16 protein-coding genes are annotated in these 12,541 nt (G+C 65.8%); 4 read left to right on the top strand and 12 right to left on the bottom strand.

Features of this window, described 5'->3' with window-relative positions:
• Positions 1-31 precede the first annotated feature (31 nt).
• From ACHQ4I_RS17630 to ACHQ4I_RS17610, 5 genes are read right to left on the bottom strand one after another with little or no spacing between them, the layout of a single operon-like run.
• Positions 32-1,405 (bottom strand): hypothetical protein, encoded by a 1,374-nt coding sequence (locus ACHQ4I_RS17630; protein WP_420772869.1) that lies wholly within the window; start codon positions 1,403-1,405, stop codon positions 32-34.
• Positions 1,402-1,731, bottom strand: a complete 330-nt coding sequence (locus ACHQ4I_RS17625) for a hypothetical protein (protein ID WP_420772868.1) — start codon at positions 1,729-1,731, stop codon at positions 1,402-1,404. The genes ACHQ4I_RS17630 and ACHQ4I_RS17625 overlap by 4 nt, the downstream gene beginning before the upstream one ends.
• The gene (locus ACHQ4I_RS17620; RefSeq protein ID WP_420772867.1) at positions 1,728-1,979 is read right to left on the bottom strand and encodes a hypothetical protein; all 252 of its coding nucleotides are present in this window, start codon (positions 1,977-1,979) and stop codon (positions 1,728-1,730) included. Before ACHQ4I_RS17620 ends, ACHQ4I_RS17625 begins: the two co-directional genes overlap by 4 nt.
• Positions 1,976-2,191, bottom strand: a complete 216-nt coding sequence (locus tag ACHQ4I_RS17615; RefSeq protein WP_420772866.1) for a hypothetical protein — start codon at positions 2,189-2,191, stop codon at positions 1,976-1,978. Before ACHQ4I_RS17615 ends, ACHQ4I_RS17620 begins: the two co-directional genes overlap by 4 nt.
• Positions 2,192-2,222: 31 nt before the next feature.
• Positions 2,223-3,161, bottom strand: coding sequence for an alpha/beta fold hydrolase (locus ACHQ4I_RS17610; protein ID WP_420772865.1), 939 nt, complete (start codon positions 3,159-3,161; stop codon positions 2,223-2,225).
• Between the two features lie 195 nt (positions 3,162-3,356).
• Between ACHQ4I_RS17610 and ACHQ4I_RS17605 the strand changes: the two genes are divergently transcribed.
• The 3 genes from ACHQ4I_RS17605 (at position 3,357) to ACHQ4I_RS17595 (ending at position 5,986) form a co-directional block, all read left to right on the top strand.
• Positions 3,357-4,052, top strand: a complete 696-nt coding sequence (locus ACHQ4I_RS17605; protein WP_420772864.1) for a TetR/AcrR family transcriptional regulator — start codon at positions 3,357-3,359, stop codon at positions 4,050-4,052.
• A gap of 133 nt (positions 4,053-4,185) precedes the next feature.
• Positions 4,186-5,331: an acyl-CoA dehydrogenase family protein gene (locus ACHQ4I_RS17600; RefSeq protein WP_420772863.1), complete on the top strand. Its 1,146-nt coding sequence runs from the start codon at positions 4,186-4,188 to the stop codon at positions 5,329-5,331.
• A 19-nt stretch (positions 5,332-5,350) separates the two neighbouring features.
• Entirely contained in the window at positions 5,351-5,986 is a 636-nt protein-coding gene (locus ACHQ4I_RS17595) for a TetR/AcrR family transcriptional regulator (protein ID WP_420773086.1), read from the top strand.
• A 9-nt stretch (positions 5,987-5,995) separates the two neighbouring features.
• Here the strand turns inward: ACHQ4I_RS17595 and ACHQ4I_RS17590 are convergent, their stop codons facing one another.
• Complete coding sequence (locus tag ACHQ4I_RS17590; protein ID WP_420772862.1) at positions 5,996-6,364, bottom strand: hypothetical protein; 369 nt, start codon at positions 6,362-6,364, stop codon at positions 5,996-5,998.
• 318 nt (positions 6,365-6,682) lie between these two features.
• Here ACHQ4I_RS17590 and ACHQ4I_RS17585 point away from each other — a divergent pair, with 318 nt between their 5' ends.
• The gene (locus ACHQ4I_RS17585; protein ID WP_420772861.1) at positions 6,683-7,432 is read left to right on the top strand and encodes a DUF4190 domain-containing protein; all 750 of its coding nucleotides are present in this window, start codon (positions 6,683-6,685) and stop codon (positions 7,430-7,432) included.
• 11 nt (positions 7,433-7,443) lie between these two features.
• On the opposite strand, the gene ligD is transcribed toward ACHQ4I_RS17585, so the two are convergent.
• From ligD to ACHQ4I_RS17555, 6 genes are all read right to left on the bottom strand, one after another.
• The gene (gene ligD, locus ACHQ4I_RS17580) at positions 7,444-8,454 is read right to left on the bottom strand and encodes a non-homologous end-joining DNA ligase (protein WP_420772860.1); all 1,011 of its coding nucleotides are present in this window, start codon (positions 8,452-8,454) and stop codon (positions 7,444-7,446) included.
• Entirely contained in the window at positions 8,454-9,539 is a 1,086-nt protein-coding gene (locus tag ACHQ4I_RS17575) for an ATP-dependent DNA ligase (protein WP_420772859.1), read from the bottom strand. The genes ligD and ACHQ4I_RS17575 overlap by 1 nt, the downstream gene beginning before the upstream one ends.
• Before the next feature lie 158 nt (positions 9,540-9,697).
• Positions 9,698-10,096, bottom strand: coding sequence for a cold-shock protein (locus ACHQ4I_RS17570; protein ID WP_420772858.1), 399 nt, complete (start codon positions 10,094-10,096; stop codon positions 9,698-9,700).
• Positions 10,097-10,127: 31 nt separating this feature from the next.
• Positions 10,128-11,228, bottom strand: coding sequence for an SPFH domain-containing protein (locus tag ACHQ4I_RS17565; protein WP_420772857.1), 1,101 nt, complete (start codon positions 11,226-11,228; stop codon positions 10,128-10,130).
• A gap of 40 nt (positions 11,229-11,268) precedes the next feature.
• On the bottom strand, positions 11,269-11,502 hold the full coding sequence (locus tag ACHQ4I_RS17560; RefSeq protein ID WP_420772856.1) for a hypothetical protein: 234 nt from the start codon (positions 11,500-11,502) through the stop codon (positions 11,269-11,271).
• Between the two features lie 65 nt (positions 11,503-11,567).
• The gene (locus ACHQ4I_RS17555; RefSeq protein WP_420772855.1) at positions 11,568-12,488 is read right to left on the bottom strand and encodes an alpha/beta hydrolase family protein; all 921 of its coding nucleotides are present in this window, start codon (positions 12,486-12,488) and stop codon (positions 11,568-11,570) included.
• Positions 12,489-12,541 lie beyond the last annotated feature (53 nt).

Below are 12,541 nucleotides of genomic sequence, written 5' to 3'. Positions count from 1 at the left end.
GCGCGGCGGTCCCGCACCGACCGGACGCCGGCTATTTGCGCAGCTTGCTCAATGTCGAGTTGGCTGTCTTCTTCAGCAGCTCGGTGGCGTCGGAGGCACTGAGGATCTTGCCCGATGACTTCGATGAACTGGACGAATACTGCGACCAGCTGATGTGGTAGGTGGTCCAGCCGTCGCGCACGGCCAGCGAGACATCGGCCGTCGGATCGTCGGACTTGTGCTTGCCGGTGATCACATATGCCTCGTCGCCGAGTCCGGAGACCTTGTCGACCTTCGCGTTCTTACCGTATTCGCTCTGCGTCCAGGTCTCGTACGTCGCGGCGAATTCCGGCCCCGGGTTGGTCTGCTTGTGCACCTGCGCGCTGGTGTAGATCGCGGCGTAGTCGTACTTCTCGCTCGACCCGGACGGGGTGAAGCGGACATCGCAGCCCATCGAATCGACCGCGGCGTGCTTGGAGCCCTCGTGCTTGGGGTAGGTGTCGCCCGAGGAATCGGACTTCGACAGCGCGAAACCCGCGCTGGTGTAGGGCGAGGTGTCGGTGATATCGCAGAGATTGTCGATGTACTTGTAGCCGCGCAGGTCGGCATCCTTGCTGATATCGGCCTTGCCCGCGTCGAAGGCGCCGATCGCGAACATCGCGACCGCCCAGATCGCGGAGGTGAGCACGATCGCGCCGAGTGCCCAGAGCCAGCCTTTGCCACCGGATTTCGGCGGCTGGTATCCGGGTGCCTGCTGCTGGAATCCGGGAGCGGGCTGGAATCCGGCGGGCTGCTGGTACCCAGGCGCCGGCTGCTGGAATCCGGGTGCGTGCTGCGCGGAGCCTGGTGCATTTTGGGGCAATCCCGGCGCGGGTTGCTCGAATCCTGGTGCGCTCTGGGGGTATCCGGGTGCTGGCTGTGCGGATCCTGGTGTGCTCTGCTGGAATCCTGGCGCGGGTTGCGCGAATCCTGGTGCAGCTTGCTGGAGTCCCGGCGCGGGCTGCTCGAATCCTGGTGCAGCCTGCTGGAATCCCGGCGCGGGCTGTTGGAATCCCGGCGCGGCCTGCGGAGACCCTGCCTGCGGGAATCCCGGTGCGGCCCCGGCCTGCTGGAATCCCGGCTGCGGATATCCGGGCGAGGACTGGTGATATCCGGGCTGCTGGTAGCCGGTCCCGGATTGATACCCGGCAGGCGCGGCCCCCGCCTGGTCGAACGGCTGCCGCACCATCGTCGGATCAGCGGGCTGCTGCTGCGCAGTACCGGGCTGTTGTCCCGCGACCGGAATCGCGGGCTGCGACGGCAGTTGAAGGCCGGGCTGCCCGACCATCGTCGGATCCGATTGCGAATACTGCTGCCCCTGTGGCGGCTGCTCCTGCGCCCACCAGGCGTCGTTGGGCTGGTTCTGCTGTTCCCCCGGTCCGGTCATGCGCGCAAAGTACCATCTCGATCGTTTACCCGGCCATTCAGACCGACCACCGCTGGTGGGACCCATGCGTCACGCAGCAGTTCGCCCACCCGATCCCGACCGCACGCGATCGCCCGTTCGGCGAGTTCGTCGTCCGGCTTCTCGGCGACCCGGGTAGCGATGACGGCCAATTGCGCGGGCCGCAGATGCACGGCCAAGGGCAACAGGTCGAGCCACAGTCCTTGGTCCAAGGCGACATCCATGATCGAGCCGAGCGCGGATTCGTCTTGCACAGTAGGCCTTTCGGCCAGAATCCGCAGGCTATCGCCACTCATCGTGCTGGTCACCGGCAGCAGGGTCGCCCAGGCGTCGAGTTCGCGGACCGCTTCGAGCAGCGCGTCGAGCACCTCGTCGCCGAGACCCGCTGCGATATCACCGATTCGGGCCCGAAGAGCAGGTCGGTGGCCCGCTCGCGGAAGGCACGGATCGCCTCCGGCGGCAGCTCGGCGAGGAAGTGCAGCTGCGCCGGATCCGAGATGTCCAGCAGGCGAGCGAGTTTGGTCGTCTCGGCGCGGGTGAGCAACTGGCTGCTCATAGACCCAATGCCTTCTTGACGGCCGGGCGCATGAGCCGCGGAATCAGCTGGAGCGAGGATTCCGTTGCCGCGTCCAGCCTTTCGGCGCGTCCGGTCAGGGCCGCGCCGAGCAGGCGGTCGAGCTCGGCGAGTTCGGCGTCGGTGAGCCGACCGAACTCGTCGGGCAGTGCAGCGCCCAGCGTGCGGGTCAGTGTGCTGGCTGCGTCGGGCATGAATATCGCTCTCCGATGGCGGATTTCGGTCTCACTGCTGCGGGATGCTGGCGTTGGCGGCGTGCAGATCCTCGACGAAATTGGCAATGGCCTCGGCGACGAGCAGCGGCTCGGTCACCGGCAGCCAGTGATCGGCCGGAATCGGGCAGCGCCAGAGCCGATCCACCCAGCGTGCGCTGCCGTAATAGAGGAACGGCGGCACCAGTACGTCGGTGGTGTCCACGACCAGCTGCACCGGCACCGCGGTGCTGCGCTCGCGCGGCCACAGCAGATGGTGCGCGAGATTGGCCACCGCGATCCGCGCACCCGCGCCCAGGTCCGTGCGCCAGGTCGGGGCGATGGGCGCATACGCGCGGGAGACGCCGCCGAGCCGTTCGATCAACCAGGTGCGCACCCGTGGCGGGTAGGCGATTCGCTGTGCGGCGGTCTGCGCCGATCCGGCCCCGTGCCGCCAGAATTTCCGGTCGGCCACCAGCTGGAGCGCGCGTCGCGGTTGAGCTGCCAACTCGCGCAGCGTCATTCCGACATGATCGAGATTTGGGCCGGCGACGGCGGTGAACGAGGCGATCCGGGTATTGGCGCGCGAATCGCAGACCGCCTCCCACGCCTGCACCGCGCCCCAGCCGTGCCCGCAGACGTGCACCGGCCGCTTCGGGCTGACCGCATCGATCAGCGCGAAGAAATCCTCGGACAGCGCATCGAGTCGATAATCCTGCGGCGCACCGGGTTTCGCGGATCGCCCGTGTCCGCGCACGTCGTAGGCGATGACCCGGAACCCGTCGGCCAGCAGCGCCGCCACCGCGGACCACACCAGGTGGGTATCGGAGAGACCGTGCACCAGTACCAGGGGTTCGGCGTCGAGGGCGCCCCATTCGAAGACGGCCAGGTCACCGTGCGCGCCGTCCACGGTCGACTGTCGGTACGGGCGTCGGGCGCCGGTCGGGTCGGGGGAGTCGAGCTGTTCGGTCATTTTCTTGCCTCGATCGATGCCTGGGTACTGCGTTTGTACCGCCGGTACGTGATCCGATACTGACAGTACGAATGAACCGAAATCAATGGGTCGAAACCGCGGTCGACTATGAAGTCGGTCACGTATATCACCTTGTCGACTAGGGGTTTAGGTGGCTCGGGAGTGCGTACCGCCGGTACGTGTATGCTCCGGGCCATGGCTCGTTCGGATAGATCCGCGCCGCGGACGATCACCCGCGCAGAGATCGTCGACGCCGCCATTCGGGTGATCGACCGGGACGGCCCGCGCCCGAGCATGGACGACATCGCCCGTGAGGCCAGGATCACCAAACCACGCCTGTACCGCCAGTTCGCCGATAAGGCCGACCTCTACACCGAGATCGGCGACCGGATGGCGAAATCCGCCGCGGCGGCCGCGGGCAACGATCTCACGCTGATGCTGCAACCGCCGCGGGTCGCGCTGCGCCGCGTGCTCACCGGCTACGCCGACAGTATCCTGCAGCACCCCAATGTCTTTCGCTTCCTCGGCCAAGCACACGTCACCCAGCACGCGGACGGTTCGGTGTTGCAATTCGATCTGGGCCGCGCGGCCGCGGGCCGATTCGCCGGGCAGGCCCGCGAAGTCGCCGAATCCATCCCGATCGATGCCACCGGCATCGACTATCTGGCCCGCGCGGTCGTCGGTGTCGTCGTCGCGATCACCGACCTGTGGCTCGGCGACGCGGATCCCCGGCGGCCCGAGGGGACGTCCGAATTCGTCGACCAGGCCACCGAATTCGTCTGGGGTCTGATCGATGGATTCCTGCGTCGGCAGGGGATCTCGGCCGATCCGGATACCCCGATCTTCACCTCGCTCGCGGCCGTCAACCAGGCCCAGCGCCCGACCGGCTGATCCGCCTTCCTCCTAGTAAACCCGCCTCGACCCGCCGCGCACCCGCTTTGTTGACATCGTGCCAATAGTGCGCGACGCTGTTGACGAGACGTGGGTGCGACAGGCCCGCGCGCACGAGCAAAGGATTTCTGCGATGGCACGCGCCGCATGGAGTGACGACGAGGTCGAGGCAGTCCGGGAACTGGCGAGAAACTTCTTCGAGAAGGAAGTCGTCCCGCACGAGGAGAAGTTCGTCGCCCAGGGGCATCCCGACCGCGCGCTGTACAACCGGGCCGGTGAGCTCGGCCTGCTGTGCACCGCGATCCCGACCGAATACGGCGGCGGTGGCGGCACCTTCGCGCACGAGGCCGCCATCATCGAGGAGCAGGCGTTCGCCGGTGACGGCTCGATGGGTATGGCCGTGCACACCTCGATCATCGCGCCCTATATCCACCACTTCGGCACCGAAGACCTCAAACAGCGGGTGCTGCCCAAGGCCGCGACCGGTGAAATGGTGCTCTCGATCGGCATGACCGAACCGGGCACCGGTTCGGATCTGCAGAACATCAAGACCCGCGCCGTCCGGGAGGGTGACGAATACGTCATCACCGGCTCGAAGATCTTCATCACCAATGGCTGGCTCTGCGACGGCATCATCATCGCCGCCAAGACCGACCCGACCAAGGGCGCGGCGGGTGTCTCCCTGATCTTCGCCGAGGTCGGCGACGACACCCCGGGCTTCAAGCGCGGCCGCATCCTCAACAAGATCGGCGGCAAGGCCCAGGACACCGCGGAGCTGTTCTTCGACGGGCTGCGTGTGCCCGCGTCGAATCTGCTCGGCGAGGCCGAAGGCCAGGGCTTCTATCAGATGATGCAGCTGCTGGCCCAGGAGCGGCTGGTCACCGGCATCCTCGCCGTCGCCATGATGGAAAAGGCCGTCCAGCTGACCGTCGAGTACACCAAGGGCCGCGAGGCCTTCGGCAAGCCACTGTTCGCGATGCAGAACACCAAATTCGAGATGGCCGAATGCGCGACCATCGCGCACGTGAGCCGGATCTTCCTGGACGACTGCATCGTCAAGCATCTGCGCGGCGAACTCGATATTCCCACCGCTGCAATGTCGAAGTACTGGCTCACCGACCAACTCGGTATTGTGGTTGACCGCTGCCTGCAACTGTTCGGCGGCTACGGCTACATGACGGAGTATCCGATTTCCCAGCTCTACACCGGTGCCCGCGTGCTGCGCATCCTCGCGGGCAGCAACGAGGTAATGAAGGATCTCATTGCCAGGTCACTCTGAGATCGCCGCTGGCGATCGCTTGCGGGTCGCTCGAGACAACACGGAGGCGCAGCCGCGCAGACGCCGGCTGGAGCCGGACGAGCGACGCGCGCAGATCCTCGAGTGCGCGATCGACATGTTCGGCGAGCGGCCGTACGCGGCGGTGTCCACCGCCGAACTCGCACAGCGCGCCGGGGTCGCGCGCGGGCTGATCAATCATTACTTCGGCAATAAGCGCGACCTGTATCTCGCGGTCGTGCGCCGAATGGTCACCCTGCCGCGCCTCGACGATATGGTCGCGCCCACCGGCACGGATCGCGAGCGCGTCGAGGCCAGCGTGCACTGGCTGTTGGATGTGATCTCCGAACACGGCAGCACCTGGGTCAAGGTGACCAGCCACGAGGGCGTCGGCGACGATCCCGAGGTGCAGCACATCCTGGACCAGGCCGATGACGCGGCCGCCGAGCGGATGCTGCTGATGGTGGGGCGCGCGGAATCGGCCCACAGTGCCGAATTGCGGGCGATGGTCCGCGCATTCGGTGGTCTGGTGAAAGTCGCGGGGCGGGAATGGATCACGCGCGGCACGCTCACCCGCGAGCAGGTGCATGTATTACTCGCCGATCTGCTGATGACGCTGATGACCGACACCATGCCGAAGGTGGACCGCGGGCGCTGACCCCGGGGGCTACCTCGTCAATTCAGAAGTGCTCTCACCCGATGCGATCCTGCGCTCGGTGGCGCTGTAGCGCACCGGCCGCACATGTCCCGGCGCGTGTCCGTGCCGTCCGTACTTCAACTCGATGACTTCCTCGCGGCGATGCTCCACCAGCAGCGCGCCGATTCCCGTGATCCACAGACCGGCCGTGGCGATCGCGCCGATCTGCGTCCACCCGATGAAGCCGTAACCGGCCGCGGTCAGCGTGCAGGCCATGGCGACGATGCCGAGCGCACACAGAATTATGCCGGGAACGTTGTAGTCGTCACCGAGTAGATCGCCGGCATGGGAGTGCCACGGCCGGGCATGCCGTTTTGTCGAATCGGTTTCGCCGCGCATGGATCCTCCTGAGAAACTGAAGTCACCGGGTCGGTCGTTCGCTGTTGTGACCAGCATGTACCTCGCGGCTTCGATCCGCGAATGTGTTTGCCGGTTTGTTACTCCGGCCCTAGGCCGGTACCGGGCCGAATACCTCCTCGCCAGTGGGGAGTACCGTCCGTTTTGACATGGCGGCTTTCGCGATTACGGTTTGATGACGATTGATCGGCCGTTTCGGATGATGTTGCGGCCGTTGGCCCCTATTCTTTGTCGGTATCGGGGCGGGTCCGGGCAGTTCGAGGTTCCTGCGCGGTTTGGTGGTGTGGAAGAGGGACCTGGATGGCACGGACGGACAACCGTGAGCGCGAGCGCTGGCCGGAAGCGCAGCCGGAGGAGTACGAGCAGGAGATGGGGCCGATCGGCCGGTGGCCGGACCCGGACCCCAACGACCGCTGGCCCGAGGCCGAGCCTGCGAACCGGAGTCGCCGGGCCGGTCGACTGCGGGTCGAGGTTCCGCCCATCGTCAATCCGTACGCGATCGTCGCCCTGGTTGCCGCCCTGCTGGGCCTGTTCCCGGTCGCGATCGTATTCGGGTTCATCGCCTTCAGTCATCCGCGCGGCAAGACGATGGCGGTGTGCGCGCTGCTGCTCGGTGTGATCGAGGTGGTCGGCATCGCCGGATATGTCGTGCTGACCGGCACCAACTTCTCCGATGCGCTTTCCGGGGCGAACCGAACCCCGACCGTGTCGAGTGTCGCGCTGCCCTCGACCATCGCCCAGACCGCCGTCCCGCAGCCCACGGTGGCGCCGACGGTCGCACCCCCGGTCACCACGACCGCCGCGCCGACCGTGGTTCCGAAGAAGGGCACGGTGTGCACCGAGCCGGGTCGCATCGGCACCGGTGCGGACGGCTCCACCCTGCTGTGCCTGGCCAGCGGCGGCGTCTACCAGTGGAACGGGCCGTACACGATCGGCGGCACCGTCGCGGAGGCCGGGACCAAATGCGATGGTTCGGCGAAGAGCGCCCGCACGGCGGACGGGCGCGCACTCACCTGTGAGAGCAAGGTGTGGGTGCTGTGGACGGAATAGCCTTCGGGTAGCTAGCCTTCCGGATCCGCCTTCTTGGCCCGGCTCGGCTGTACCCGCGGTGGCTCGTTGGGCATCTTCGGATACTGCGGCGGCCACGGTGCGTCCATGAGGCCGGCGGCCATATCCCGCTCCGACATTTTCAGCAGCGGCTCGATGGATTGGGCCGGACGATCCGCCCACGGGTCACCGAATTCGGCCAGCCGCGCGGGGACGGTGGCGATGGTCAACTCCTCCGGGACGACGGTGTCCAGATCCGACCAGGCGATCGGCGTCGACACCTGCGCGCCGACCTTCGGCCGCACGCACCACGCACCGAAAACCGTCTTGTGCGGGGCATTCTGGTTGAAGTCGACGAAGACGCGGGTGCCGCGTTCCTCCTTCCACCACTGCGCGGTGATCCGGTCCGGATGCCGCCGCTCCAACTCCCTGGCCAGCGCCACCGCGGCGGCGCGCACCTGATAGCCGTCCCATTTCGGTTCCAGCGCAACGTAAATATGCAGTCCGCGCGAGCCGGAGGTCTTGATCCGGGAATCGATGCCCAGTTCGGTGAACAGTTCACGGGTGAGCACGGCGGCGTGTTTGAGATCGTCGAAGGTGATGCCCGGGGACGGATCCAGATCGATGCGCAGCTCATCGGCGATATTCAGATCGTCGACGCGGTTGGGCCAGACGTGGAAGCCCAGGCAGCCCTGGTTGACCGCCCACAGAATATGCGCGAGATCGTGTGCGACGAGGGCGTCGCTGGTGGTGCCGTTGGGCGTGGCGACCTCGACGGTGTGCAGCCAGTCCGGCGCGGATTTCGGCACCCGCTTCTGGAACCACGACTTACCGGACGCCCCATCCGGATACCGCTCCAGCAACAGCGGCCGATCGCGAACCACCTTCAGGAAGGGCTCGGCGACGGCCTGGTAGTAATGGACGAGATCGAGTTTCGTCTCGCCGCGTTTATTGAAATAGACCTTGCCGGGATTGCTGATGGCGACGGATCTGCCGTCCACCTCGATATCGACCGACTCGCCCATCACTGCCCCCGGGCTTCGCCGAAGATGGCGCTCAACTCGGCCGGTGCGACCTCATCGAGCTGGGCGTAGGTACACGACTGCGGTGTGCGGTCGGCGCGGAAGCGAACCAGCCTGCCGCCGTGGCGCAATCGGCCGGACTGCACATGTTCGTAGCGGACCTCGGCGACCAATTCCGGACGCAGGGCCTCCCAGGACAGATCCTTGCCGCCGGTCCATCGGCTCACCCCGCCGGGCATCTTGCCATCGGCCTTGGCCTGCGCCGCCGCGTCCGCCCATTCGCGCCACGGATGGTTCTCCAATGCGTTCTCCCGCAATGGTTGCAGCTCGTCCACCAGCGACTTGCGTTTGGCCGCTGTGAAACTGCTCGCCACCCCGACGTGATGCATATTGCCCTCGTCGTCGAACAGTCCGAGCAGCAGCGACCCGACGCCCGCGCCATCCTTGTGCCATCGGAAACCGGCCACCACACAGTCCGCGGTGCGCTCGTGCTTGACCTTGAGCATCACCCGCTTGTCCTGCAGATAGGACAGATTGTCGGCCTTGACCATGACGCCGTCGAAGCCGGCGCCCTCGAAGCGGGTGAACCAGTCCTCGGCGACATCGGGATCCTGGGTGATCGGGGTCAGATGCACCCGGGCGAGTTCGGTGTCGAGAATGGTCTCCAGCAGCCGCCTGCGTTCGGCGAACGGTTCGCCGGTCAGATCCTTATCGCCGAGTGCGAGCAGATCGAATGCGACGAAGCTGGCCGGTGTTTCCTTGGCCAGCTTGTTGACGCGCGAGGCCGCGGGATGCAGCCGGTTCTGCAGGGTGTCGAAATCCAGTCCCTCATCGGTGACAACCACGATTTCCCCGTCCACCACGCATTTATCCGGCAGCGCAGCCTTCAGCAGTTCGGCGACCTCCGGGAAATAGCGGGTGAGTGGCCGGTCGTTGCGTGAACCGAGTTCCACTTCGTCGCCGTCGCGGAACACCACGCAGCGAAAACCGTCCCATTTCGGTTCGTAACTCAGGCCCGGCTCCCGCGGTACGGACGGCGCCGTTTTCGCCAGCATCGGCCGGACAGGTGGCATGACCGGTAGGTCCACGCGATCCTCCTAGAGTTCGTCCCCACCCCTATCGACGTCGCGGGCGACGCGGATTCATCGGTGTGGGCTCGAGCTCGATCGTAAGTCGCTGGTCCGACAAGGTCGTGACCTGCTGCTCCGCCCGTATCGGACGCCACCTTCCTCGGTGCAACGCGACCTCAGTCGAGCCAGCCGTGTTGGTCGGCGAAGGCGGTGAGGCGGTCGCGGATGGTGAGGATCTCACCGGCGGTGAGGGCGGGGCTTGCGTCCAGTAGTAGCTCGGTGATCAGGCGTTTGTGTTCGGTGGCGGTGAGTTGGCCGGATCCGGATCGGTCTTTTTTGTGCCGAGGAGCGGGTGGGATCGGCTGACCGCCGACCACGGCGAGGTTGACCGCCTTCGGTCCGCGATCACCCTCGGTCACATCGAATTCGAACACTCGGCCCTGGCGCAGCTCGTCCTCGTCCAGTCCGATGTCGTTCACATGAACGAACACATCCGGGCCACCATCGTCGGGCCGAATGAACCCGAATCCCCGCGAACTGTCGAACGACACCAATTTCCCGATGGACACCAACACCCGCTCCTCGCGCCGTCTCTACTCGGCCACTTTAGCCCGCATTATCGCCGTCGTTGGATGAAAGCGCCTTTTGTAACGAGTTGAATACAGTGAGGCCCTGACCGACCATTCCGTTGACCAATTCGCCGACACCGTCGGGTCCGTTGAGCACCGTCAGGTTGGCGTTTGACAGCCCGTTGGAGGCCTGCTTGACGATTTCCGGTAGCTGCTCGATCAGCAACTGGTCCAACGCGATCCGGTTGTTGGAGGCCGCCGCCTCGGCCTGGATCCGGGTCCGGTCCGCCTCGGCCTCGGCAAGGATGCGCACCCGTTCCGCTTCGGCCTGAGCGGGTTTCACGACCTCGGCCTGCAACTGCTGCTCGCGCAGTTCGGCCTCCTTGCGGGCCTGTTCGGCCTGCGCGGTGAGCACTTCCTGCAGTGCCTTGGCCTCGGCCAGCGGACCGGCCTGCGCCGCTTCGGCATTGGCTTTATCGATATCCTGCTGATACTGCGCTTGGAGAATGGCCGTCTCACGCTGATATTCGGCGCGGCGGCGCAGCGATTCCTGTTCGGCCTCGGCGGCATGCTGCGCGGCCTGCGATTGCGCGATCTGCGCATCGCGCTGCACCGCCGCGTTGTGTGGTGCGGCGAGTGCGGTGATGTACCCGAGATTGCCGTCATCGATGGACTGGATTTGGAACGAATCGACCCACAGGCCGATATTGCTCATTTCCACCTTGGAGGCCACCAGCACCTCGTCGGCCAGTCGCTGGCGTTCGCGAATGATCTCCTCGACCGTCATCGAGCCGACGATCGAGCGCAGATGTCCGGAGAAGATGCGTCCGGTCAGCACCGACATCTCCCGTTCCTGTTCGGAAAGGAAGCGTTGGGCCGCATTGACAATCGACTGGGTGTCGTTGGCGACCTTGAACGCGATCACCGCGCGCACCTCGAGCTGGATGGCCTGTTTGGTGACGCATCGTTCCTTGATCTCGGCCTCGAACATGGCCAGCGACAGATAGCTCACCTTGCGGAAGAACGGCATCACCCATTTGCCGCGCCCGATGACGACGCCGAAGGGCGCGTTGTCCCTACTTTTCCCGCCGCTGACCAGCATTGCCTCGTCAGGATTCGGAACGTGATAACCCAGCACAGTGCCTCCGTAGCAGTTTCATACTTCGTAGATCGCGATGTCACATTTCGTCGACCGGCGCGGGTTCCAGTGGAATCCACGGCACCACATCGACGATGCGGCCCGGATGTACCGCGATGATCAAGACAGATTCCCCTGCCGAGATCGGCTCGGCCGCCCGTGCGATGTATATCTCCGTGCCCCCGCGAATCGCAACCAGTACCTCGCCGAGCATTCCGGGACCCCGGATCGGCGAGGTGAGCCTACCCGTCAAACCTTGCACGGGGTCGGTCATCGCGGTGAACTCCTCGCACTCGGTGCCAGAGTTGTCAGCGTACGCGCGATCAGGGGTTGTTCCGATTACGACAGGGACTCGGCGATGATGCGCCCGACCGATTTCTTGGTGAGATAGTTCGCCGCATCGTGCGGACTCGAACCATTGTCCAGTTCGGGATGTGTTGTCGGCACCACCGCACGCCCCGAGGCGGGCGGGAAATATGGTGCGAGATCCAGATGTGCCGCGACGATATCGTCGCGATCGGCCAAATTCTCCCAGCGGGTGAGCGCGGCGGGGACGGTGGGCGGTTGGGGTCGCAGCAGCGGATAGATGATGGACTGCAGCGCGAGCGGCGAACCCAAGGTGACCAGCGCGGCTGGCTGCTGGGTCCGATGTAGCGCCTCGTAGGCGACCACCGACCCGAGCGAATGTCCGATGACGAGCCGGGTCTCCGGGCCGATCAGATCGAGTACCTGTTGTTGTGCGTACTCGCGCACCGTCTCCTCGGTGAGATACCGGCTGACCTGGGCAAGCGACCGATTGACGAATTTGCCCGCCATCCCGAAACCGAAGGGCGCGAACCACTTCAGCTTGGTCAGCGCATTCGCCGCGGGTCTGGCCTTTCGTCTGATGCCCTGCGCCCCCTCGGCGCCCAGGGCGGAATTGTCCAGGTAACGTTGCGCTTCCAGCCGATCGCGCTGATCGGCCGCCTGCCCGGCCGCCGTCGCCAACCAGGCCTCGGCGATGCGTTCGGTGAGTTCGGCGTCCTCGTCGCCGACGGGCCCGCCGGCACCCTGCGCACCGGGTTCGAGAAATGCATGGCCGTAGAACGCCATTCGAACCTCCGGTGTGCCGGGCCTTTGCCCGCGCCACAGCTGATCCGCCAGTTCGGCGTGTCCGGCCGCGCGTACCCCCGCCGCCAGCGCCGGAAGCCACTGCGCCTCGAGCAGATCCGCACCGTACTGCTCCTGTGCGATCCCGTGCACCAGCACTATCGCTGCCATCTTCGCGCCCCCCGTTGCCGCTCGCCAGAATCTGGTGTTCGGGTACTTTCCTA

The sequence above is a fragment of the Nocardia nepalensis genome, from assembly GCF_048910785.1.
GTDB classification, from domain to species: Bacteria; Actinomycetota; Actinomycetes; order Mycobacteriales; family Mycobacteriaceae; genus Nocardia; species Nocardia nepalensis.
This window is presented reverse-complemented; position numbering and strand designations above follow the sequence as displayed.

Excerpts from the sequence above, each read along its gene's own strand:
- ACHQ4I_RS17630 (WP_420772869.1), bottom strand. The coding sequence starts at position 1,405 with ATGACCGGACCGGGGGAACAGCAGAACCAGCCCAACGACGCCTGGTGG.
- ACHQ4I_RS17620 (WP_420772867.1), bottom strand. The coding sequence starts at position 1,979 with ATGAGCAGCCAGTTGCTCACCCGCGCCGAGACGACCAAACTCGCTCGC.
- ACHQ4I_RS17615 (WP_420772866.1), bottom strand. The coding sequence starts at position 2,191 with ATGCCCGACGCAGCCAGCACACTGACCCGCACGCTGGGCGCTGCACTG.
- ACHQ4I_RS17610 (WP_420772865.1), bottom strand. The coding sequence starts at position 3,161 with ATGACCGAACAGCTCGACTCCCCCGACCCGACCGGCGCCCGACGCCCG.
- ACHQ4I_RS17605 (WP_420772864.1), top strand. The coding sequence starts at position 3,357 with ATGGCTCGTTCGGATAGATCCGCGCCGCGGACGATCACCCGCGCAGAG.
- ACHQ4I_RS17600 (WP_420772863.1), top strand. The coding sequence starts at position 4,186 with ATGGCACGCGCCGCATGGAGTGACGACGAGGTCGAGGCAGTCCGGGAA.
- ACHQ4I_RS17590 (WP_420772862.1), bottom strand. The coding sequence starts at position 6,364 with ATGCGCGGCGAAACCGATTCGACAAAACGGCATGCCCGGCCGTGGCAC.
- ACHQ4I_RS17585 (WP_420772861.1), top strand. The coding sequence starts at position 6,683 with ATGGCACGGACGGACAACCGTGAGCGCGAGCGCTGGCCGGAAGCGCAG.
- ligD (WP_420772860.1), bottom strand. The coding sequence starts at position 8,454 with ATGGGCGAGTCGGTCGATATCGAGGTGGACGGCAGATCCGTCGCCATC.
- ACHQ4I_RS17560 (WP_420772856.1), bottom strand. The coding sequence starts at position 11,502 with ATGACCGACCCCGTGCAAGGTTTGACGGGTAGGCTCACCTCGCCGATC.
- ACHQ4I_RS17555 (WP_420772855.1), bottom strand. The coding sequence starts at position 12,488 with ATGGCAGCGATAGTGCTGGTGCACGGGATCGCACAGGAGCAGTACGGT.